The sequence below is a fragment of the Clostridium sp. CM028 genome (assembly GCF_030585565.1).
Lineage (GTDB): Bacteria > Bacillota > Clostridia > Clostridiales > Clostridiaceae > Clostridium_AD > Clostridium_AD estertheticum_B.
Window position 1 is genome coordinate 805,913 of record NZ_CP077766.1, and the last position, 22,044, is coordinate 827,956.

Genomic DNA, 22,044 nt, shown 5'->3' on the forward strand with positions numbered 1-22,044 from the left:
CAATATAATAATTATTTAAGAATTTTTTGCAGATAACCCTTAATATTAGCTTCATTAATTTTTTCAATAAAACTATTTCCAATGGATTCTATTAATATGAAATTCATGGATTCCCCAATGTTTTTCTTATCATGACTAATAGTCTCAATTATATTCTCACTTTTTATTTCAGGTAACATCCAAGGCAAATTATACTTAATTAAAATATCTTTTATAGCACTTGCTGTTCCAGTTTTAGTCATTCCTAGTTCTTCTCCTAGTTTTGTTATAGAATACATCCCCATTGCCACTGCTTCTCCATGGGAATACACCTCAAAATTAAAGAATTGCTCAATTGCGTGACCGATGGTATGACCATAGTTTAATAACATTCTGCCCCCAGTATCCAACTCATCATCTTCAACAATAGCGGCCTTAATACTAAGGCAAGTATAAATGATTTTATCTATCTCTTTTAAAAGGGCTTCTTTGTTTTCATAATTCATTAATGTATAAAATAGCTCACTATCTTTTATTGCTCCATATTTTATAACTTCACCCATTCCATCACTAAAAAACTTGTCATTAAGTGTTCCAAGCAGTAATGGATCAATAAAAACTGCTGTAGGGCTATAAAAACTTCCCACAAGGTTCTTTCCACGAGGCAAATCTACTGCAACCTTACCACCTACACTACTATCCACCTGTGCTAGTAATGTAGTTGGAATTTGTATGAGTGGAATCCCTCTTAAAAAAGTTGCGGCTGCAAAACCACTCATATCTCCAACAACTCCACCACCTAAGGCAATTATAATATCTCCTCTGTTTATCTTAAAATCTAAAAGTTTATCATACACCTCTAAAAGAGTTTCGAACGACTTGCTTTCTTCACCAGCTTTTACAACAATTTTAAAAGTTTCAAATCCTGACTCTTTTAATGAACAAATAAGCTTTTGCCCATAAAATCCATTAACATTAGAATCTGTTACTACGGCTATTTTTCTTCCTTTATATATCTTCTTAACTTCTGCTCCAATTTCCTCTAGTAATCCATTCTTAATGTATATTGGATAGCTTCTGCTAGAAGCTTTAACTTCTATACTATACACCTTTACTTATCTCCTTTCTCTTATTAGTTGCATTCTCAAACCTTTTCTTTAGAAAAGCTTCATCATGATTTATTATTGCATCTTTTATTTCTTTTATATTATTTTCAAAGTCTTCAATTTTGCTAACTATATTTTCTTCATTATAAAAAAGTAATTCAGGCCATAATTCACCATTTATAGTAGCAACTCTAGTGGTATCCTTAAAACTTCCTCCAACAAACTGGGGTATTCCGACAATTAAACTATTACAATCTATTAAGGAAACAGCTATAACATGTGGTAACTGGCTTGTATAAGCAATTATATCATCATGCTGATTCGGTGTAAGTCGTACCACACTTTTACACCCCATTCCCCTAACTATCCCCGTTACTAAATTTATATTCTCCTCTTTATTTCCATTAATTGGTGTCAAGATATAGTTAGCATTTTTAAACATATCTTTAGTTGCAGCCTTGAGCCCTGATTCTTCTTTTCCAGCCATTGGGTGACCACCGATAAAATCTAAATCATCTCTAAGTTCAATCATAATTTCACTTATTAAATTACTCTTAATTCCAGCAGTATCTGTAATAACTGCTCCACTTTTAAATAAGTTCATATTGTTTTTCACAAAATCTATAGTCTTTTGAGGATAAACTGCAAGTATCACAATATCCGAATTACTAAGTGGTATTTCTGGACTTGTATATCCTTTATCAATAATGTTCATTTCCTCAGCTATATCTAAAACATCTTTATCAATGTCAATAGCCCAAATATTTTTAGGTTTTAATTCTCTTAGTGCCATAGCAAAGGAGCCACCTATAAGTCCTAATCCTACAATTGTAATGTTAAAGTCTGTACAATCCAAATTTACCACCTCTTAAACTATTCTATTTTGTGTTTTTGCAATTACTCTTATGGAATTTACAAGATCCTCAAATTTCTCCGGTTTTAATGATTGTTGTCCATCACACAATGCATTGGTAGGATCGTTATGCACCTCAATTTCAAGACCATCTGCACCAACTGCTATAGCTGCTTTCGCAAGTGACTCTACTAACCACCATTTACCAGCGGCATGACTTGGATCTACTATAACTGGCAAGTGACTAAGCCTCTTAAGTACTGGAATTGCACTTAAATCTAAGGTGTTTCTTGTGAAAGTTTCGAAGGTCCTAATACCTCTTTCACATAAAACTACATTTTGATTTCCTTCAGACATTATGTACTCCGCAGACATAAGAAGTTCTTCAATTGTTGCACTCATACCTCTCTTTAAAAGTATTGTCTTATTACATCTTCCTACTTCTTTTAAAAGATCGAAATTTTGCATATTTCTAGCTCCAATTTGAAGTACATCAGCATATTGCGATATTTTATCAACTAGTTCAACACTCATAACTTCAGTTACTATTGGAAGCCCCGTTATTTTTCTTGCTTCTAATAATATTTTTAATCCTTCTTCCTCCATTCCTTGAAATGCGTATGGAGAAGTTCTAGGTTTGTAAGCTCCGCCTCTTAGAAAATTAGCTCCTGCTAGCTTTACATCTTTTGCAATAGTTATCAATTGCTCTTCACTTTCCACAGCACAAGGCCCTGCAATTATCGCTAGTTCTTTTCCACCTATTATTCTGTTATCTACCTTTATTAATGAATCATCAGGATGAAAAAGTCTATTAGCTCTTTTGTAAGGAGCTTGAACTCTCATAACATTATCAACACATTCCTCTGCTTCAATCTGGCCTGCATTTATTGAACTTGTGTCTCCAACAATCCCTAAAATGCAACAGTTTTCTCCCTGTGTAATAAAGATGGCACAACCTAACCCCTCAAGTTTTTTCTTAATATTCATAATCTGTTCTTGTTTTGCAGTTGATTTCATTACGATTACCATTTAAAATTCCTCCTAAAATATTATTTTGATCTTAGTCTTAATAAGTCATTTAACTTATAAAAAATTATAAAAAAAGGAAGACCCCTTATAATGGGTCTTCCTTTTAAAAAAGGAGAACCCCTATAATGAGTCCTCCTTGCGTACAGACTTAGTTTACTTTCTATAAATCAGCATACGCTGGTATCATAGTTTTATTACTAAACTCATTATTTAAAAAAACCATATATTTTTTTTTGCACAAAAAGTAACTAACGCTAAAATAACGATAGCCCCAGCTAAAATAAAAATATACTTTTTTATTGATTTCCTTAATAATGATATTTTTCATAATAATAACACCTCACAAAAGTTTAAATTAATATCTTCAAATTCTTTAATGTTTAAATGATATAACATGTTAACATGTTTGTCAATGGTCTATTTCTCAAAAATTATAGGAACATAAGTTGATAACTAATTACCAACTTATGTTCCTATAAGAAAATCTCATCTTTACTATTCTTCAGATAAACCCCATAATTCTTGTTTTGACGTTGAAATAGCCATTGCTCCTGCGCTAATTGATTCCATTATATCCTTCTTATTTTGAATCAATCCCCCTGCTATAATTGGTACTCTCACTGCACTTCCTATATTTTTAATAATCTTACTTGCAACCCCAGGCATAACCTCTACAGCATCTGGAATTACAGATTGTATATTTCTTATTCCCGTTTCTAAAGCCAAAGAATCTACTGCAAATATTCTCTGTATAGCGCAGAATCCTAGCTTTCTCCCATTTTTTATATTTGTTGCCCTTGTAGTTATAATTCCATAAGGTTCTCCACATTGTTTTAGAAAAAGCAGCCCTGCATAATCTGCCTTTAATCCTTCTATTAAGTCCACGTGAACAAATACTACTTTGCCCGCCTCTTTAAGGTCCTCACATGTTTTCTTTAAATTTATTATGCTCCCATATAAGACAAACACAATATGAACATTACTAAGAATCACTTTTTTTAAATCCTGCTCATTTCGTATGGCTGCAATAACTGGGTTCTCTATTAATAATTGTTCTAGGTTTTCCAATGATGTACCCTCCAAAAATTTATTTAGGTTTATAAGATATAATTAATTAAATACTATCACATTCTCATTTCTCATTCAAGCAAATTCACATCATTCTGTTGTTGTTTCGAAATTATGTATGTTTTTAATTGGGACTTGTACTTCTTTAATTATTATGTTAGTATGTACTTAAATAAGTAAAGGCGGAGAAAAGAGAGCCTTGATGTATGGGTATTTTATACCTATTAATCAAGGTTCTCTTTTTATTTGCATTTAGGAGGTAAAAGGATGTTTGACGTAACTATTATTGGTGCTGGCATCATTGGCTGCTCAGTATCAAGAGAGCTATCTAAATATAATTTAAAAACATGTGTTATTGAAAAATCTAGTGATGTTGCTTCTGGTACAACAAAAGCAAATAGTGCAATAGTACATGCAGGGTATGATGCTAATCCAAGTACTATTAAGGGAAAATTAAACGCAAAAGGTAATGAAATGTATACAAAGCTTGCAAAGGAATTAGATTTCCCATTTAAGAGGAATGGATCATTGGTTCTGTGCTTCGACGAGAAACACATGAATGATCTTAAAGAATTACTAGAACAAGGCGAAAAAAATGGAGTACCTAATTTAGCTATTCTTGATGGAGATCAAGTTAGAGAAATGGAACCTAATGTAACATTGAGCTGTGTCGGTGCCTTATATGCTCCAACAGGAGGAATTGTTTGCCCATATGAAATGACTATTGCTATGGCTGAAAACGCATACACCAATGGCGTGGAATTTGAATTTGGAACTGAGGTCCTTAATATAGAAAAAAAACAAAGTTGTTACGTTATAAAAACTAATAAAGGCGACATTGAAACAAAAGTAGTAATAAATGCAGCCGGTTTATTTTCGGATGAAATTAATAATATGGTAAGCAATAATAAATTTAAAATACTTCCCAAGTTAGGAGAATATGTCTTATTTGATAAAGCTTGCGGAGATTTAGTTACAAAAACTATTTTTCAGCTTCCAACTAAACTTGGAAAAGGAGTTTTAGTTACCCCTACTGTTGATGGTAACCTTCTAATTGGACCTAATGCTGTAGATCAAGATAACAAAACTGATCTTAGTACAACTCGCGAAGGCATCGATGATATCGTTTTAAATGCTCAATTAAGTATCCAAATGCCACTTCCTATGAATATGGTTATAACTTCTTTTGCAGGGAATAGATCAAAATGCGAGGGAAATGATTTTATAATTGGGGAAGCAGAAGACGCTAAGAACTTTATTAATGTAGCAGCAATTGATTCTCCAGGTTTAACTAGTGCTCCAAGTATTGCTGCAATGGTAGCTGATATAGTAACAGAAAAATTAGCACCGCAGGAAAATGTAAAATTCAACCCTATACGAAAAGGTACAAGAAAATTTAGAGAAATGTCAAACGATGAGCGAAAAAAAATAATCAAGGAAATACCTGAATATGGAACAATTGTTTGTAGGTGTGAAACTGTAACAGAAGGTGAAATTATAGACTCTATAAGAAGACCTCTTGGAGCAAAAACACTTGATGGAGTTAAAAGAAGGACAAGAGCTGGAATGGGGAGATGCCAATCGGGCTTTTGTGCAACAAAAGTTGTAGATATTCTTTCAAGAGAACTTAATATACCACGATGCGCCATTACAAAATCAGGCGAAAATTCTATACTGCTCACTGGCAAAAATAAACAATCTTTATAAATTGGAGGAATATATATGCAAGAATATGATTTAATCATAATTGGTGGAGGTCCAGCAGGCCTTGCAGCTGCAGTTTCTGCAAAGGATCAAGGGATAAACAGCATTTTAATTATAGAAAGAGATAATCAATTAGGTGGTATTCTCAATCAATGTATTCATAATGGTTTTGGTCTTCACACATTTAAAGAAGAACTTACTGGTCCTGAGTATTCTCAACGATTTATTGACAAGGTTATTGCACTTAATATCGAGTATAAGTTAAATACCATGGTTCTAGATGTAAATGATAGTAAACAAGTTACTGCTGTAAATACAGAAGATGGTATATTGGAGCTCCAGGCAAAAGCAGTTATACTTGCAATGGGATGCAGAGAAAGACCAAGAGGAGCTTTAAACATACCAGGTGCAAGATGCGCAGGTATTTATACAGCTGGAACAGCTCAAAAATATGTTAATGTTGAGGGTCTAATGCCAGGAAAAGAAGTAGTAATACTTGGTTCTGGAGATATCGGACTTATAATGGCAAGACGAATGACCCTCGAAGGTGCAAATGTAAAGGCTTGTGTAGAACTAATGCCTCATTCAAGTGGACTTAAGAGAAATATTGTACAATGCTTAGACGATTTTAATATTCCTTTAAAATTAAGCCACACTATAACAAATATACATGGGCATGATAGACTTTGCGGAGTTACTATAGCTCAAGTAGATGACCATAGGAAACCAATAAAGGGTACTGAGGAATACATTGCTTGTGATACATTACTTTTATCTGTTGGCCTTCTACCCGAAAATGAACTTTCTAGAAAAGCTAATGTTAAACTTTCCAGAGTTACTGGGGGTCCTGAGGTAGATGAAAGCATGCAGACGAGCATTTCTGGAATATTTACCTGTGGCAATGTGCTTCACGTTCATGATTTAGTAGATAATGTAACCACTGAAAGCTACACTGCTGGTAGAAATGCTTCTGATTATATAAAAGGAATTTACCATGCCGGAAAGAGTATTGAGATCTTCGCGACAGACGGAGTTAGGTATACAGTACCAAGTACTATCAATCCTGAAAATATCGATAACATAATAGATGTTAGATTTAGGGTTGGTGAGGTACATAAATCTGCTTATATATCTGTTTATTTTGATGATGTGCGCGAAATGCATTTAAAGAAAAAGATTCTTACACCAGGCGAAATGGAAAGCGTTAAATTAACTAAAGCAGTTTTTGATAAATATAGTAACTGTAAAAAGATTACCATAAAGGTAGAAAAGGAGTAGTTAACTATGAGTACAAGGGAATTAACATGCATAGGCTGTCCAATAGGTTGTGCTCTTGTGGTAGCGCTTGAGGGCAAAGAAGTTATTAGCGTTAAAGGAAATACCTGTAAGATTGGAGAAACCTACGGCAAGAAAGAATGCACTAATCCAACAAGAGTCGTTACATCCTCTGTTTTAGTTTCAGGTGGGGAAAATGAGATACTTCCTGTTAAAACTGAGAGAGATATTCCAAAGGATATGATTTATGACTGCGTAAGAGCATTAAAAAATGTTATAGTAAAAGCTCCTATTTCTATAGGTGATGTGGTTCTAGAAAACATACTTGACACCGGAGTGAATATTATAGCAACTAAGAACGTTAAAGTGGTCTAATAGTATTACTTTAATAGTATATTAGTAATAGTATATAACCCCTTCTTCTATAAGAGGGGGTTATACACTATAATAAAGAAAAAACTTCAGTGAGAGTATAAATTTCTTTCTGAAGTCGTTGATACTGCCGCTGCGCAGGTGATGATTTAACATTAACAACTAATCCAATAATAATTCACGATATTATATTAATTAATATCGTGTTTCCATAAATCATTAAGTAAACGATTACTATTAAACCGAAAAAGGAGTGTACAAATTATGGCTAAGTATGTAATGGCACTAGATCAAGGAACAACAAGTTCAAGATGCATTTTATTTAACAAAGAAGGACTTATTGCAAGCGTAGCTCAAAAAGAGTTTACACAAATATTTCCGAGTCCAGGTTGGGTTGAGCATGACCCTATGGAAATTTGGGCTACTCAATTAGGTATGGCACAAGAAGCTATGGCTAAAATTGGTGCCACAGCAAAAGATATCTCCGCTATTGGTATTACTAATCAAAGAGAAACTACAGTGGTTTGGAATAAAAATACTGGAGTTCCTGTATACAATGCAATTGTTTGGCAATGTAGAAGAACCGCTGGCATGTGTGATGAATTAAAGACTGTAGGCTTTAATAAAGTAGTACGTGATAAAACTGGACTTATACTTGATGCATATTTTTCTGGAACAAAAGTTAAATGGATACTTGATAATGTTGCTGGTGCTAGAGACGAGGCTGAAAAAGGTAATTTAATATTTGGTACTATTGATACATGGTTAATTTGGAAATTAACAAATGGAAAGGTTCATGTAACAGATTATACAAATGCTTCAAGAACACTTCTATACAACATTCATGAATTGAAATGGGACGATGAAATACTTAGTACTTTAGATATACCTAAATCAATGCTTGCAGAAGTAAAACCATCAAGCTGTGTTTATGGATACACCGATAATTCAATATTTGGTTCTCCAATTGCAATAGCTGGCGCAGCCGGTGATCAGCAAGCTGCCCTGTTTGGACAAACTTGTTATCAATCTGGAACGGCTAAAAATACTTATGGTACTGGTTGCTTCTTATTAATGAACACTGGTGAAAAAGCAGTTGATTCCCACAATGGTTTACTTACAACTATAGCTTACGGCATTAATGGCAAAGTTAACTACGCTCTTGAGGGAAGTGTATTTGTTGCAGGTGCAACTATTCAATGGCTAAGAGATGAATTAAGAATGATAAAGACCGCACCTGAATCAGAAGAGTATGCCTGTGCTGTTGAAGATACAGATGGTGTATATATGGTGCCAGCATTCGTTGGACTTGGTGCTCCATATTGGGATCCATATGCAAGAGGAACAATAGTTGGTTTAACTCGTGGAACTAAGAAAGAACACTTTATACGAGCAGCACTTGAATCCTTAGCTTATCAGACAAATGATGTATTAAAAGCTATGCAAGAAGATTCAGGTATTACACTTAAATCATTAAAGGTGGATGGTGGTGCATGTGCTAATAACTTCTTAATGCAGTTTCAGTCAGATATATTAGATGTTCAAGTTGACAGACCAAAAGTAATTGAAACAACAGCGTTAGGTGCTGCCTATTTAGCAGGCCTGGCAGTTGGATATTGGAAAGATCAAGAGGAAATTGCGAAAAATTGGGCACTATCAAAATCCTTTGAACCAAAAATGAGAGAAGAAAAGAGAGTAGAACTTTTAAAAGGATGGCATAAAGCTATTGGAAGATCAAGAAATTGGTCGAAACAAGGAAAATAAAGCTATAATATGATATGATATGAAATGTATTCAAATATAGATGAAATGCAATACATTTCATCTATAAAGATATTCGAAAATTAGGGGGAAAATAAAATGTCAACAAAACTATTAGCTGAATTTTTTGGTACTATGATACTTATTCTTTTAGGAGACGGTGTAGTTGCAGGCAGTGTACTAAACAAAAGTAAGTCTCAAAATAGCGGATGGATTGTAATTGCATCTGGTTGGGCAATGGCCGTTATGTTGCCAGCGTTCATTTTTGGTGCAATAAGCGGTGCTCACTTTAACCCAGCGCTTACTATTGCTTTAGCTGTTGCTGGAAAATTTTCCTGGGCGCAAGTGCCTGGTTATGTTATAGCCCAAATGTTAGGAGCTATGGCTGGAGCTACACTAGTATGGCTTACATACTTAGAACACTGGAAGGCAACAGATGACCAGGCTGGAAAACTCGCAGTATTTTGTACAGGACCAGCAATTAGAAAGTATTCTTCAAACTTTTTAACTGAAGTAATCGGAACATTTGTATTGGTTTTTGTTATATTAGGTATAGGTGGTGTTACAGCTGCTGCAGGATTACCAACATTTGTTGTTGGAGGATTAATTTTGGGTTTAGGACTTTCTTTAGGTGGACCAACGGGATATGCAATAAATCCAGCAAGAGATTTAGGACCAAGAATTGTTCATGCAATATTACCAATAGCCGGTAAAGGAGATTCTGATTGGGCGTATTCATGGATTCCAGTATTTGCCCCAATAGTTGGAGCAGTACTTGCAGCATTAGTTTGGGTAGCTGTATTTTAGTAAATCATGTAGTCATTAAATTGGAACACATAGATCCTCAATAAACTAAATTAAAAGTTTACATGCAAGCCGTAAGTATTTTCATCTTATGACTTCCATGTAAACTTTTTTATTTGTAAAATATATTAACTTTGTAAGTATAAATTATTTTAGATTAGATTATTTATCAAACTTTGTTAAATAAGCAGATAGCTCTTTTAATCCATTTATTAATATATTTGAATGCGAACAGTATCCTAACCTAGCATGCCCCGGAACATCAAAACGATTGCCTGGAACTAAAAGAACTCCTTTTTCTTTTAAAATATCTATGCAGAATTGTTCAATATCAACAGGTATATCTAATTTTAAAAATGATGTAGAAACATATTTCGGAAACACTAATGAAACGCGAGGTTCATTTTTAATCCATTCCTTAACAATTTCTAAATTCGTATGGATAATTTTTTTATTTCTATCTAGGACTAATTCTTTATTTTTTAATACATGAACAGCTAGATAATCATCAAAAACACCTGCGCAAATCATAGTGTAATCACGATACTTCCTAAATGAATCTGCTAATTCTTTATTGCTAGCAATCCAACCAACACGTATTCCTGGAACTGAATATGTTTTTGATAGACTATTTGTAGAAATCCCTTTATCATATAGGTCTACTATTGATGAAACAGAAATGTCAGAATCTAAAGGTTTATATACTTCATCAACTAAAATGTAAGCACCCACAGCATCCGCAATCTTAACTATTTCTTTTAGAAAGTTATCATCAAAAATAGTCCCAGTAGGATTATTTGCATTATTCAAACAAATCAATTTTGTATTTGGACGCATTAATTTTTTTAATTCATCTAACTTAGGTAGCCAGTCATTATCTTCATAAATTTCCCAAAACTCCACTTCAGCACCAAAAGACTTTGGAATCTCATATAATTGTTGATAGCTAGGATGCATGGCAATCACATGATCATTTGGCTCAATTAATGAATATAAAGCTAATAAATTTGCGCCAGTTGCTCCATTAGTTTGTAGAATATTTTCAGCTGGAACATTTTCATATAATTTACTAACCTCTTTTTTAAACTCTGGGGACCCTTCTATCCATCCATAGTTCATTTTTGTTTTTAATAGTCCATGGAAAAATTCCTCTGGAGTTGTCCCATCTATAGATATTATTTCCTCTAATGAAAATGAAGCTATTGAGCTTCCTGCTATATCATAGATAGCATCATTTTCCCAAACATTTAACCATTCTTCAACGCCAAAATTTGCAATTTTCATATTAAAAACCTCTTTTCAACAATTTAAATTGTAATTTTACTTATTGCTAATAGATAAATAACATATATTGATCCAATAACGATCAAAGAAGTTAATACAAATTGGTTTTTTGTTAGTAATTTCTTTTCACCATTTTCTTTTCTAGCCATTACAAAAAACGCAATCCCAGGAATATAAGCCAAAAGACAAAGCAAAGTATAGTTTATTCCTGAAGCTAGAATTCCCCAAATTTCAAAAATTACTGTAATTAAACCTATGATTATTTGTTTTATTTCACCTTTTTTATGTCTGTCGATATAAGATATTTTAAATTGATACATTCCAACGAATAAATAACATATTAATATTGCAGCAGTACCCATTGAATAAGCAAACTGATATGCTTTATCTGTAAATAATAAAGTGAAAATGAATAATTGAGTTAAAGCCGCCGTGATAATTAATGAAAAAGTAGGCGCACCAGCTTTATTTACTTCACCAAATTTTTTCGGCAGTAGGTTTGCACGTGCCATTAAAAGAGTGGTTTCAGCGGGTAACATTGTCCACGATAACCATGAACCTAAAATAGATATTATTAAACCTATGTTTATGAATGTAGCTCCCCATGGCCCAACAATATCTTTTAAGATATACGCCATTGTAGGAGTTGGTAAATTTACTAGTTGCTCTTTACTCATAAGACCATAAGGAATCATAGAAGCTAAAACATAAATAATTAATAAACCTAATAGTCCTAGTACAGTTGCCCTGCCTGCTTCAGATTTCTTATTAGCACGAGAAGATAACATAGAGGCCCCTTCTATACCGACAAAAACCCACATCATTACCATCATACAACTTTTAACTTGCACGAATATATCTGATATCTTAAAATTAGTAGATATGTTTCCCCAAAAATGATATGTAAATAAATCCACCTTAAAAGCTATAATACCTATTACTATGAATAAAAAGATTGGTATTAATTTAAATAAGGTAACTAGTGTATTTATAACAGCGGCTTCTTCAACTCCTCTATTAACTATGTAAGTAAGTAACCATATAAAAACACTTGCACCGATAATTGATGGTATATTATGACCATTTCCAAAGACGGGAAAGAAGTAGGAAAGTATACTCATAAGCATTGTGGCAAAGGCTACATTGCCAAGCCAAGATGATAACCAGTATCCCCATCCACTAATAAAACCTCCAAATTTTCCAAAACCATCTTCTGCATAGCTGAATATGCCATTTAATTCAGGCTTTTTTAATAATAAATTGTTAAAAGATAACGATAACATTAAAACACCAAAACCAACAATTATCCATGCAATAATTGCAGGTCCTGCTGCAGCACCAGATACTAAATCACTAGATATACTAAATATACCAGCACCTATTGAGGACGTAATAACTAATGCTGTTAGTGAAAACAACCCTAGTTTTTTTGATCTATCAGACATTTTGTAATCTCCTTTTGATTAATGTATTAGCCATATTTTAAATTGGTGAGAGCAATAATATTGCCCTCACCAATTAATTTTATAATTATTTTAGGCTAGTTTCCAAGTGTAGCAACCATAATTGCTTTGATTGTATGCATTCTGTTTTCTGCTTCATCAAATACTATAGAATGTGTACTTTCAAATACTTCATCTGTAACTTCTAAACCTTCAAGACCATATTTTTCAAATATATCTTTACCTACAAGTGTCTTTAAATCATGAAAAGCTGGTAGGCAGTGCATGAATTTAACGTTTTTGTTACCTGTCTTATTAAGCATTTTCATATTAACTTGGTATGGCCTTAATAATTCTATTCTTGATGCCCATACTTCGTCTGCTTCGCCCATAGAAACCCATACGTCTGTGTAGATTACATCTGCACTTTTAACTCCTGCATCAACGCTATCTGTAATGGTAATCTTTCCTCCTGTTTCTTTAGCAATTTCATTACATTTTGAAACTAATGCTGCTTCTGGGAATAAGCTCTTTGGTGATACAATTCTAAAGTCCATACCCATTTTAGCAGCGCCTATCATCAATGCATTTGCCATGTTGTTTCTTCCATCTCCGGCATATACAAACACAATATCGCTTAATGGCTTGTCAAAGTGTTCTTTTATAGTTAAAAAATCTGCAAGAATTTGTGTTGGGTGGTCTTCAGTTGTTAATCCGTTCCAGACAGGAACTCCTGCATATTTTGCTAGTTCTTCAACTATTTCTTGGCCATATCCTCTATATTCTATTCCATCATACATTCTTCCAAGAACTCTAGCTGTATCTGCTACAGATTCCTTTTTACCAATTTGAGTTCCTGTAGGTCCAAGGTAAGTTACATGAGCTCCTTGGTCTAGTGCTCCTACTTCAAAAGCACATCTTGTTCTTGTAGAACTCTTTTCAAATATTAGCGCAATGTTTTTACCTTTTAATTTCTGTTGTTCTGTACCTGCATACTTAGCTCTTTTTAAATCTCTAGCTAAATCTAAAAAGTAGTTTATTTCCTTTGGAGTAAAGTCCATCAAAGTTAAAAAGTTTCTGTTTCTTAAGTTAAACATAATAAATTCCTCCTAATATTGTTGTTTTTATATTGTTTTTATATTGTGTTTATAAGTTGTCTCTATTTAGTGGCATACTCATACATCTTGGGCCGCCTCTTCCTCTTGAAAGTTCGGCACTTGGCATTGTGAGCACTGTTACACCACGTTTTGATAAAATTTCATTTGTAACATAATTTCGTTCATAAGTTATAACTTTTCCTGGTGCAATAGCTAGAGTGTTTGATCCATCATTCCATTGCTCTCTTGCCGCTACAATAGCGTCACCACCACCACATCTTATTAAATCAACTGAAGGCACTTTTAATGCAGATTTTAATACATTTTGTAATATATCTTTTTCTTGCTTAATATTTAATTCTCCATTGACACCTTTTGTAATTTCGAAAACATTAAGTGGTCCTTCTATCTCTGGGTGTATTGTAAATTTATCATAATCAACCATAGTAAATACAGTATCAAGATGCATAAATGCTCTGCTAGATGGAATTTCTAGTACTAATACTTTTTCAAAAGTAGTATGTATTTCAAACAAATTTCTTGCTACAACTTCTATAGCTTCAGGGGAAGTTCTTTGACTGCATCCTATTGCAAGGGTTGTGGCAGATAATATAAGTTCGTCCCCACCTTCGATATTATTTGGGAGGCTTCTATCATACCAAAGTGGCACTTCATTTTGTTTGAAAGAACTATGATATTCATGAATAAATTCTAGGAACAAAGTCTCACGTCTTCTAGCTTCAGTTTGCATAGTATTTATAGTAATCCCATTTCCAATTGAAGCACCTGGATCGCGAGTAAAGTAAAGATTAGGCATAGGATCTAAGTAGAATGGATACTGGGTTCCTATTAATCCTCTTAGAGAATGAATCTCCTTAACAGCTATTTCGTTTTTTCTAACTCCAGCCATAAGTATATCAATCATTTCTCTTGTAGGCTTTGACATTAAATAATCATAAAGAGATTTATATATTTCTTTATTACTAATGTGGCTTTCATGTAAAAACTGTTGTAAAAATATTTTTTTTGTTTGATCCTCATTCAAAGCCTCTGTAACAAGTTCTTCTAAATAAAGAACTTCAACATCGTTTTCTTTTAATATTTTTGCAAATATGTCATGTTCTTTTCGCGCTACTTCTAAATAAGGAATATCATCGAAAAGCAATCTTTCAAGAAGATTTGGTACTAAATTTTCTATTTCTCTACCGGGTCTATGTAGCATTACTTTATTAAGTTTTCCTATTTCAGAAGTTACATTTATAAATGATTCCATTTAACTTGGCCTCCTATTCATTTTTATTTATACTATCATTATAAAGTGTACGATTTTATAAGGGAACCCCATTATTTCACTGTAATTGCATATATATCTTGATTATTAGCTTTGCTCCTGAATTATCACTATATGGTTATGAAAATCTCTATTTTGCGCAATAATACTACATACATCTCCTCTTGATAAGTTAAAACGTCAGATTGTTTGTATATATATTCGCAATTATCTAATTTGCTATGCATAATAATAAAACTAAAGCATAAATATTCATTAAACTTATTTTTGGTTATTTATACTTATAAATGTGTTTAATGATTTTTGTTAATAATTTGTTCATAATTCTGTTAAGATTTTACCATCTTTGTATATGGAAGTCAACCGCAAATTTTTTTTATAAATTAAAAGCTTAGGATTGTTTTCACAATCCTAAGCTTTATTATCATTTATATGTGTACTTATAATTCATTATCTCATTGTAAACAAACGAGGTTCCTGTAAGTAATCTTGAACAATCCTAAGAGATTCACCAAACCTTTGATAGTGAACAATTTCTCTTTCTCGTAGAAACTTCAATGGATCTAATACATCAGGGTCATCTGCCATGTTAATTAGATATTCATAAGTGGCCCTTGCTTTTTGCTCTGCTGCTAAGTTTTCTGTTAGATCTACAATTGGATCCCCTTTCGATTGAAGATAAGAAGCATTAAAGGGTACTCCTGAAGCACTTACAGGGTATACTCCTCTACCATGATCCACATAATAGCCACTCATGCCTCCTTTTTCAATTTCTTCAAGACTGGCACCTTTCATTAGCTGTCTAACCATAGCACCTACCATTTCTAAATGGGCCAATTCTTCCGTACCAATATCAGTACATGTTGTTATAGCTTGAGGCGTAATCATAGAAAAGCGCTGACTCAGATATCTTAATGAGGCACCTAATTCACCATCCGGTCCGCCATATTGAGTAATAATAATTTTCGCCATTGCAGGATTTGGATTTTTAATTTTCACTGGATACTGTAAAAACTTATCGTATGTCCACATAAATTACATATCCCCCCTTTCAAGTTTGAAATTAGCATCAGTTTCCCAAGGCCATGGATTATTTATCCACTGCCATGGATAAGGGCTCAGCGAGTTGTCAGACAACATTCCGTAATTCATCTCATAGCTTTCTCTTAATCCTCTTGATTCCATCACATAAAAATTATATTTTGCAAGAGCCTCTTGATCCATTGGATGGGTATTAAGAAACAAACCTAGGTCATCTTTCATAAATTCTGAAGCAACAATTAGTTTTAAAAGTTCCATTTTAGTCTTCATAAGTTCTCCCCTTTTTACTTGATGCAAATGGACTATTTTTTTTGTTTTCCCCCTCAAACGGACTATAAAGTTCTGGGAAAGCAGTTCCTCTTTTAAGTGCTTCTAAAGGCGCAAAAATCGTGCAAAGTTTTTGGTACGGAACGTAAGCTGCGGCTAATCTAACATTTTCTATTATAGTTTCTTGTGGAATACAATTACTCATTGTTGGGCAGTTTGTTTTTTTTCTCATTTCATTCTGTTCCAATTTAATCCTCCATATAATATTGTTGAGTACATAATATTATATTCACGTATTTAAAAATGTGATAGTTTTCTTTTAATTAATTATTGACTTTTATTGAAATTGTGTATACTATTTATAATGAATGTAAAAACTTCTAACCACCTTAAAATTGGTTAGAAGTTTTTTTAAGGTATACTAATATTAAGGAAGGCAAATAAATGCATTTGCCATGGAGGTAAAAATGGGTACGAATCAAAGTGTTAAAGGTAATTTTATTTACAACAACATAGAGAAAATAGGTAAGAATTTTATGTATAAAAATCTTGAGAGAAGCAATTGTTATAATAGTGATTTTTCAAACTCTAATTTTAATTTTGTAAATTTTAGAGGTGCGCATTTTAAATCATGTGTGTTTTTTGAGTGTACCTTTAAGTGGGCCGAATTTATTGGAACAAATCTAAAAGGCAGTGATTTCAAAAATACTATATTTGAAAATACTATATTTGATTCTGTGAATCTAGACGGTGTTGATTTTAAAGATGCGGAATTTAAAAATACTATATTTTTGTCAACTGATGTTACAAAAGCTAAGAATCTTAGCATTAAAAACTCAGGCATCAAAATTTTTGATGAAATGCCACAATTTGAAATTAGTGAGGACCTTAAAATAGCTATTCTAGATGCAATGAAAAATAAATATGTAAAGGCTGCAAGGGTTCTAGATACAAAAGATGGTGGCATTAACATGATAAATTTAACAATATTATTAGAGAACTTTGATGAGGATACCTTAATTAAAGGATTAAATATCATTAAATCCGATTTAAATTGTGATTTTCACACATTAAGTTATATAATTAAGTTTTTAAAAAACAATATGTAATGTAATTTATAAAAAAATTTACAATGACATCAACGGAAGTAAGGAGTACATAAGATGAATGGGCGATCACACCAAAAAATAGCGATATTATCATATGCTATAGTAGCGACAATACCTTTAATTAATTCAATGCCAATATTCAACAATAAATATATACATGTTCCAATGGGAATAAGCATTATTGGCCTTGGAACTGCCTCTCTGGCGGGATTACTTGTTGATGCAGATAGTCAAAATAGTAAGATAAACCAAATGAACCCACTTTCAGGCACAAGTACTAAAGTAATAAATAATATGGAAAAATCATTAAAGTTATTACTAAAATTATTATTAAGTATTGGACTTGGGGCACTGATTTTGTGGTATTCAAAAACTATTGTACAAGAGTTAACAATGATAAAATATATAGGTAAATATGCTGAGATATTCACATATTTTATGTCTTTCCTTTTTATAGTTTTAGGAATCACCAATGATAGGTATTACAAAAGGATTCCTATCATTGGTTTAGTTTATAAGAAATTATCCGCCACAATTAGTAAAGGAACAAATAATTTCAAAAGGTCGACCATGCTTATAACTTATATTGGTTCGAGTGCAATTTTAGCAATGTATAACGTTACTAATTTAAACGATGCATTTATTTATCTTATTTGTATTTTATTAATTTGTATAGCAATATTCCCACACAGAACATTTTTGCACTCAATAGAAGGCGTTACTATTTTTACTATTTCAGCTTCATATGTATTTAATAAATTAGGCTATGAGTATTTAACGGGGTGTTTTTTCGTTGGATATATAAGTCATATTTATTGGGCTGATATATTTACTAAAGAAGGAGTACCAATACTTTCAATACCCAGGTTTCTTGCGCAGTTATTGAAAAAATTAGGTATTCATAATAAATTTGTTAATATATTAGAAAAAATAGGTAAGTTTAAACTTAAATTCCCACCACATATTACCACAGGCTCTGATACTGGAAATTTATTTGAAGTAATATATATTGTAGTATTATTTGTAGTAGTCGTGATAGGTTTCAATGTTTATGGTGGAGAATTCAGAGTAATATAAGTAAAATATATCCCCTTTTTAAGCACTAGCATGGATTTTGGGATACAATTAAATATATACAGATGGAAAAGTGAGAGGAGAGATTTTATGAAGTTTATTGCTGATTTACATACCCATACTATAGTTAGTGGCCATGCATATAGTACTTTAATGGAGAATGCGAAATATGCTAGTGAGAAAGGTCTTGAGATATTAGGAGTTACAGATCACGGTCCTAATATGCCAGGGGCTCCCGACCCTTGGTATTTTGAAAATTTTAAAGTGCTGCCAAGAGAATTATACGGTGTTAAAATGCTTTACGGATGTGAAGCTAATATAATTGATTATGAAGGTAATCTTGATATACCAGTAAAGCTACAAAATGTTCTTGACATAATGATAGCAAGCATGCATGAACCTCTAATGGAAGGTGAAAAGAGTGCAGACTTAAATACAGCTACTATTTTAAAAGCTATGGATAATCCTTATGTGAATATTTTAGGACATATGGGAAATCCTAAATTCCCTATACATGCGGAAGAAATCGTAAAAAAAGCAAAAGAAAAAAATATACTAATCGAAATAAATAATAGCTCTTTTGTAACTTCAAGAAAAGGCAGTGACAAAAACTGTCTTAAAATTCTAAAACTTTGCAAAGAATTTGGAGTAAGGATTATTGTAAACAGTGATGCTCATTTCTGCTATTCTATAGGAAATTTTAGTGTTGTAGAAAAACTACTTAGAGATATAAATATGCCTGAAGAACTTATTATTAATACTAATAAAAAAATGTTATTATCATTTCTTAAAGAAAAAGGTAAAAATATATAATACAGTAGCTAAAATCATTAAACAGACATAAATAAGACTGTTCAAAAAGTTCTTACCATTTACAGAGATTGGAAGCTTCTAGAAGCTTCCAATCTCTGTTGTTTTTAATCCTCTTTCTTAACTATTAGCATATAATCATTTTTTATAACTCAAAGTTTAACGACATTTCAGAAGGAAAGTCTCCTACTTCTATAAGTGCGGTATTAATCTCCTTCTGAAGTCGTCAATTCATCTTCTTCGATGCTGTGCAGCTCCGCAGGAGTTGATTTAATATATACATATTATTTTATAACCTCATCCTTGCTTTGTTTCTCATCTTCCAAGTCTTCAAAGGCCCTCTCCATTGCAATTCCTACGTCACCTACAGATTCATCAAGTGCTTTATCCAATGTTTGCTTAATTTCATCCCTTTTAGTATTTGTATCTTCTTCAATATCCTCTTCAATATCTTTTGCATTACTAATAATAATATTTTTTATTTCGCCACAACAACTTCGAACGAACAAACCTGCAATAGCTCCTCCAATTGCGACACCTATCACTGCTAAACTTTTAATAGGGCAAACCCTTTGTTTTCTTTTTTTAAATTTATTTTTATTTGATAGTCTGTCTAAAGAATTCATACAATAATCCTCCTAAATATAATAAATATTTTTGCAACATTTATTATATTATTTCCCCATTATTATAAAAAAATTCAATTAATGTATAAGAATAAATATGTAAATATATACACATACTAAAGAAAATGAGGTGCTATAATGAATAAAAAACTAAGTCTTATAATGTTTAGTGGAGAATATGACAAAGCTTTAGCTGGATTAATACTGGCAAATTCAGCTAAAGAATTAGGAATGGAAGTGTCTATGTTTTTCGCCTTTTGGGGTCTGCTTTTATTGAGAAATCCAAATATAAATACAAGTGAAGGTAAGTCTTCGCTGGAGAAACTTATGGGTGCAATGACTCCAAAAGGTCCAGATGAATTACCCCTTTCCACCATGAATTTTAGTGGTTTCGGAAAAAAAATGCTTGAGGCTATGATGAAGGAAGACGGAACACCTACCCTTTCTAAATTTCTAGAAGGTGCTGTAAAAAAAGGTGTTAAGTTTTATGGATGTAAGCTTTCAATGGAAGTTATGGGCCTTAAAAAGGAAGAACTCATTCCAGAACTTGAGGTAATTGAGGCTAAGGACTATCTAAAGGATGCTCTCGAATCAGATATACAATTATTCATATAAGGGTAAGTGCATAAATAAACTGGCACCTATAGGGTAAGCACATAAAAAAGTGTTTACTCTATAGGTGCCAGCTTACTTAGGATTTACTTCCTTATTGCTAGAATAAAACTCCACTAAAGCCATTCTCATGACTGCCCCTGTTTATTTAAAACTTTGGGCTTTGGGCCAATCTAAGAATATTGAAAGTAATCCGCAAACTATCATTAAATAAGAATATATTGAAAAAGGAATAATTTGAATAGGTGATATCTTCCCAATTGTTGCTGCTAATAGCATTTGCCCTGCATAAGGACTTACGCCTTGAAACCCAGCCGAAAATATATCTAAAATACTTGCTGCTCTTATTGGACTAACCCCATATTTCTCTGACAAATCCTTTGCGAGTGGTCCTGCCGTAATAATAGATATTGTATTATTTGTTGTAGTTATATCTAGCACGCTTACTAGTGCAGCTATTCCTATTTCTGCTCCTTTTTTTGTTTTAACTTTAGATGCTAAATTTTCTAGTAGATACTCAATCCCCCCATAATAATGCATAAGGCCAACCAATCCGCCTACTATAATAGATATCAGTGCTAAATCTTCCATCCAGCCCATCCCTCTTTGCAATATTGCAAACATCTCAACTATATTAAAACTACCCATTGCAAGTCCTATTATTGATCCAGTAGCTATACCTATTCCTAAAACAACCATAACATTTAGGCCGATTGCCGCACTAGCAATAATTGATATATATGGAATTATTCTAACTAACGAGTATTCAAGTGCTTGCAACTGAACATTTCCACCAGATAGAAAAGTCAATATTATTACAGTAATAACAAAAGCGGGTAAAATAATTAAACCGTTTGATTTAAATTTATCTCTCATTTTTACTCCTTGCGTTCTTGTAGCTGCAATTGTTGTATCTGAAATAAAAGATAGATTATCCCCAAACATTGCACCACCGACTACAGTTCCTAATACCAAAGGTAATCCCATACCCGTTTGCGATGCTATACCAACTCCTATTGGCGCTAAAGCTGTTATAGTTCCCATTGAAGTGCCCATAGAAAATGATAAAATAGAACAAACTATAAATAAACCTGGTAACATCATATTGGCTGGTAAAACACTTAATCCCATATTTACTATGGAAGTAACAGCACCCATTGCATCTGCAATTGAATAAAAAGCGCCTGCCAATATGAATATAACTACCATTAACATAATAGTAGGTTCTCCAGCCGCTTTCGCAAATATATCAATCTTGTCGGACAACGATGTTTTCTCTCCTTTTTTATCCAATAATAAAGCAAAAGCAGTAGCGAAAACAAATGCTAGCAATAATGGCATACTAGAGAAGTTTCCCGTTAAAATACCAACCCCCATAAACAATATTAAGAAAAATACCAAAGGTAATAATCCTATAAAATTAGTTCTTTTTTCCATTTA

At 32.7% G+C, this 22,044-nt stretch carries 22 protein-coding genes; 9 read left to right on the forward strand and 13 right to left on the reverse strand.

The window, feature by feature from the left end:
- Window positions 1–11: 11 nt before the first annotated feature.
- From aroB to KTC94_RS03915, 4 genes are all read right to left on the reverse strand, one after another.
- A complete protein-coding gene (aroB, locus tag KTC94_RS03900; protein ID WP_216304050.1) occupies window positions 12–1,088 on the reverse strand; it encodes a 3-dehydroquinate synthase in 1,077 nt (358 codons plus the stop codon).
- A complete protein-coding gene (locus tag KTC94_RS03905; protein ID WP_216304051.1) occupies window positions 1,081–1,941 on the reverse strand; it encodes a prephenate dehydrogenase in 861 nt (286 codons plus the stop codon). Before KTC94_RS03905 ends, aroB begins: the two co-directional genes overlap by 8 nt.
- 12 nt (window positions 1,942–1,953) lie before the next feature.
- Window positions 1,954–2,967, reverse strand: coding sequence for a 3-deoxy-7-phosphoheptulonate synthase (gene aroF / locus KTC94_RS03910; protein WP_216304052.1), 1,014 nt, complete (start codon window positions 2,965–2,967; stop codon window positions 1,954–1,956).
- A gap of 495 nt (window positions 2,968–3,462) precedes the next feature.
- Window positions 3,463–4,035: a glycerol-3-phosphate responsive antiterminator gene (locus KTC94_RS03915; protein ID WP_165414344.1), complete on the reverse strand. Its 573-nt coding sequence runs from the start codon at window positions 4,033–4,035 to the stop codon at window positions 3,463–3,465.
- 267 nt (window positions 4,036–4,302) lie between these two features.
- Here KTC94_RS03915 and KTC94_RS03920 point away from each other — a divergent pair, with 267 nt between their 5' ends.
- The 5 genes from KTC94_RS03920 to KTC94_RS03940 all read left to right on the forward strand — a co-directional run bounded on the left by KTC94_RS03920 (window position 4,303) and on the right by KTC94_RS03940 (window position 9,954).
- Entirely contained in the window at window positions 4,303–5,742 is a 1,440-nt protein-coding gene (locus KTC94_RS03920) for an NAD(P)/FAD-dependent oxidoreductase (protein WP_165415054.1), read from the forward strand.
- Window positions 5,743–5,757: 15 nt separating this feature from the next.
- On the forward strand, window positions 5,758–7,017 hold the full coding sequence (locus KTC94_RS03925; protein WP_304518689.1) for an NAD(P)/FAD-dependent oxidoreductase: 1,260 nt from the start codon (window positions 5,758–5,760) through the stop codon (window positions 7,015–7,017).
- Between the two features lie 6 nt (window positions 7,018–7,023).
- Window positions 7,024–7,389 carry a DUF1667 domain-containing protein gene (locus tag KTC94_RS03930; protein WP_268064155.1) on the forward strand — a complete coding sequence of 122 codons (366 nt, stop codon included), beginning with the start codon at window positions 7,024–7,026 and terminating at the stop codon, window positions 7,387–7,389.
- A gap of 261 nt (window positions 7,390–7,650) precedes the next feature.
- Window positions 7,651–9,150, forward strand: a complete 1,500-nt coding sequence (gene glpK, locus KTC94_RS03935; protein ID WP_220320571.1) for a glycerol kinase GlpK — start codon at window positions 7,651–7,653, stop codon at window positions 9,148–9,150.
- 96 nt (window positions 9,151–9,246) lie between these two features.
- Window positions 9,247–9,954: an MIP/aquaporin family protein gene (locus KTC94_RS03940; protein WP_216304577.1), complete on the forward strand. Its 708-nt coding sequence runs from the start codon at window positions 9,247–9,249 to the stop codon at window positions 9,952–9,954.
- Between the two features lie 159 nt (window positions 9,955–10,113).
- Here the strand turns inward: KTC94_RS03940 and KTC94_RS03945 are convergent, their stop codons facing one another.
- The 7 genes from KTC94_RS03945 to KTC94_RS03975 form a co-directional block, all read right to left on the reverse strand.
- Window positions 10,114–11,235, reverse strand: a complete 1,122-nt coding sequence (locus tag KTC94_RS03945; RefSeq protein WP_220320572.1) for an aminotransferase — start codon at window positions 11,233–11,235, stop codon at window positions 10,114–10,116.
- Window positions 11,236–11,258: 23 nt separating this feature from the next.
- Window positions 11,259–12,680 carry an arginine-ornithine antiporter gene (arcD, locus tag KTC94_RS03950; RefSeq protein WP_216304575.1) on the reverse strand — a complete coding sequence of 474 codons (1,422 nt, stop codon included), beginning with the start codon at window positions 12,678–12,680 and terminating at the stop codon, window positions 11,259–11,261.
- A gap of 95 nt (window positions 12,681–12,775) precedes the next feature.
- The gene (gene argF, locus KTC94_RS03955) at window positions 12,776–13,774 is read right to left on the reverse strand and encodes an ornithine carbamoyltransferase (RefSeq protein WP_304518690.1); all 999 of its coding nucleotides are present in this window, start codon (window positions 13,772–13,774) and stop codon (window positions 12,776–12,778) included.
- Between the two features lie 49 nt (window positions 13,775–13,823).
- Entirely contained in the window at window positions 13,824–15,047 is a 1,224-nt protein-coding gene (gene arcA / locus KTC94_RS03960) for an arginine deiminase (RefSeq protein WP_216304573.1), read from the reverse strand.
- 468 nt (window positions 15,048–15,515) lie between these two features.
- A complete protein-coding gene (locus KTC94_RS03965) occupies window positions 15,516–16,097 on the reverse strand; it encodes a manganese catalase family protein (protein WP_165414511.1) in 582 nt (193 codons plus the stop codon).
- Between the two features lie 3 nt (window positions 16,098–16,100).
- Window positions 16,101–16,376: a spore coat protein CotJB gene (locus KTC94_RS03970; protein ID WP_165414510.1), complete on the reverse strand. Its 276-nt coding sequence runs from the start codon at window positions 16,374–16,376 to the stop codon at window positions 16,101–16,103.
- A complete protein-coding gene (locus tag KTC94_RS03975) occupies window positions 16,366–16,620 on the reverse strand; it encodes a spore coat associated protein CotJA (RefSeq protein WP_253198299.1) in 255 nt (84 codons plus the stop codon). Before KTC94_RS03975 ends, KTC94_RS03970 begins: the two co-directional genes overlap by 11 nt.
- Before the next feature lie 220 nt (window positions 16,621–16,840).
- Between KTC94_RS03975 and KTC94_RS03980 the strand changes: the two genes are divergently transcribed.
- From KTC94_RS03980 to KTC94_RS03990, 3 genes are all read left to right on the forward strand, one after another.
- Window positions 16,841–17,482: a pentapeptide repeat-containing protein gene (locus KTC94_RS03980; protein ID WP_220320288.1), complete on the forward strand. Its 642-nt coding sequence runs from the start codon at window positions 16,841–16,843 to the stop codon at window positions 17,480–17,482.
- 54 nt (window positions 17,483–17,536) lie between these two features.
- Window positions 17,537–18,559: a metal-dependent hydrolase gene (locus KTC94_RS03985; RefSeq protein ID WP_216304427.1), complete on the forward strand. Its 1,023-nt coding sequence runs from the start codon at window positions 17,537–17,539 to the stop codon at window positions 18,557–18,559.
- 87 nt (window positions 18,560–18,646) lie between these two features.
- Complete coding sequence (locus tag KTC94_RS03990; RefSeq protein ID WP_216304426.1) at window positions 18,647–19,369, forward strand: phosphatase; 723 nt, start codon at window positions 18,647–18,649, stop codon at window positions 19,367–19,369.
- A 281-nt stretch (window positions 19,370–19,650) separates the two neighbouring features.
- Here the strand turns inward: KTC94_RS03990 and KTC94_RS03995 are convergent, their stop codons facing one another.
- On the reverse strand, window positions 19,651–19,992 hold the full coding sequence (locus KTC94_RS03995; RefSeq protein WP_220286876.1) for a hypothetical protein: 342 nt from the start codon (window positions 19,990–19,992) through the stop codon (window positions 19,651–19,653).
- A 138-nt stretch (window positions 19,993–20,130) separates the two neighbouring features.
- Here KTC94_RS03995 and KTC94_RS04000 point away from each other — a divergent pair, with 138 nt between their 5' ends.
- Entirely contained in the window at window positions 20,131–20,607 is a 477-nt protein-coding gene (locus tag KTC94_RS04000; protein WP_220286877.1) for a DsrE/DsrF/DrsH-like family protein, read from the forward strand.
- 141 nt (window positions 20,608–20,748) lie between these two features.
- Here KTC94_RS04000 and KTC94_RS04005 read toward each other — a convergent pair whose 3' ends face one another.
- Window positions 20,749–22,041: a Na+/H+ antiporter NhaC family protein gene (locus KTC94_RS04005; protein ID WP_216304424.1), complete on the reverse strand. Its 1,293-nt coding sequence runs from the start codon at window positions 22,039–22,041 to the stop codon at window positions 20,749–20,751.
- Window positions 22,042–22,044: the final 3 nt, after the last annotated feature.

Bases quoted from the DNA above. Each gene is read 5' to 3' on its own strand.
- arcD (WP_216304575.1), bottom strand. From the start codon at position 12,680: ATGTCTGATAGATCAAAAAAACTAGGGTTGTTTTCACTAACAGCATTA.
- KTC94_RS03920 (WP_165415054.1), top strand. From the start codon at position 4,303: ATGTTTGACGTAACTATTATTGGTGCTGGCATCATTGGCTGCTCAGTA.
- KTC94_RS03945 (WP_220320572.1), bottom strand. From the start codon at position 11,235: ATGAAAATTGCAAATTTTGGCGTTGAAGAATGGTTAAATGTTTGGGAA.
- KTC94_RS04000 (WP_220286877.1), top strand. From the start codon at position 20,131: ATGAATAAAAAACTAAGTCTTATAATGTTTAGTGGAGAATATGACAAA.
- KTC94_RS03995 (WP_220286876.1), bottom strand. From the start codon at position 19,992: ATGAATTCTTTAGACAGACTATCAAATAAAAATAAATTTAAAAAAAGA.
- arcA (WP_216304573.1), bottom strand. From the start codon at position 15,047: ATGGAATCATTTATAAATGTAACTTCTGAAATAGGAAAACTTAATAAA.
- aroF (WP_216304052.1), bottom strand. From the start codon at position 2,967: ATGGTAATCGTAATGAAATCAACTGCAAAACAAGAACAGATTATGAAT.
- KTC94_RS03940 (WP_216304577.1), top strand. From the start codon at position 9,247: ATGTCAACAAAACTATTAGCTGAATTTTTTGGTACTATGATACTTATT.
- KTC94_RS03970 (WP_165414510.1), bottom strand. From the start codon at position 16,376: ATGAAGACTAAAATGGAACTTTTAAAACTAATTGTTGCTTCAGAATTT.
- KTC94_RS03965 (WP_165414511.1), bottom strand. From the start codon at position 16,097: ATGTGGACATACGATAAGTTTTTACAGTATCCAGTGAAAATTAAAAAT.
- KTC94_RS04005 (WP_216304424.1), bottom strand. From the start codon at position 22,041: ATGGAAAAAAGAACTAATTTTATAGGATTATTACCTTTGGTATTTTTC.
- KTC94_RS03930 (WP_268064155.1), top strand. From the start codon at position 7,024: ATGAGTACAAGGGAATTAACATGCATAGGCTGTCCAATAGGTTGTGCT.
- KTC94_RS03990 (WP_216304426.1), top strand. From the start codon at position 18,647: ATGAAGTTTATTGCTGATTTACATACCCATACTATAGTTAGTGGCCAT.
- KTC94_RS03980 (WP_220320288.1), top strand. From the start codon at position 16,841: ATGGGTACGAATCAAAGTGTTAAAGGTAATTTTATTTACAACAACATA.
- glpK (WP_220320571.1), top strand. From the start codon at position 7,651: ATGGCTAAGTATGTAATGGCACTAGATCAAGGAACAACAAGTTCAAGA.
- KTC94_RS03985 (WP_216304427.1), top strand. From the start codon at position 17,537: ATGAATGGGCGATCACACCAAAAAATAGCGATATTATCATATGCTATA.
- argF (WP_304518690.1), bottom strand. From the start codon at position 13,774: ATGTTTAACTTAAGAAACAGAAACTTTTTAACTTTGATGGACTTTACT.
- KTC94_RS03925 (WP_304518689.1), top strand. From the start codon at position 5,758: ATGCAAGAATATGATTTAATCATAATTGGTGGAGGTCCAGCAGGCCTT.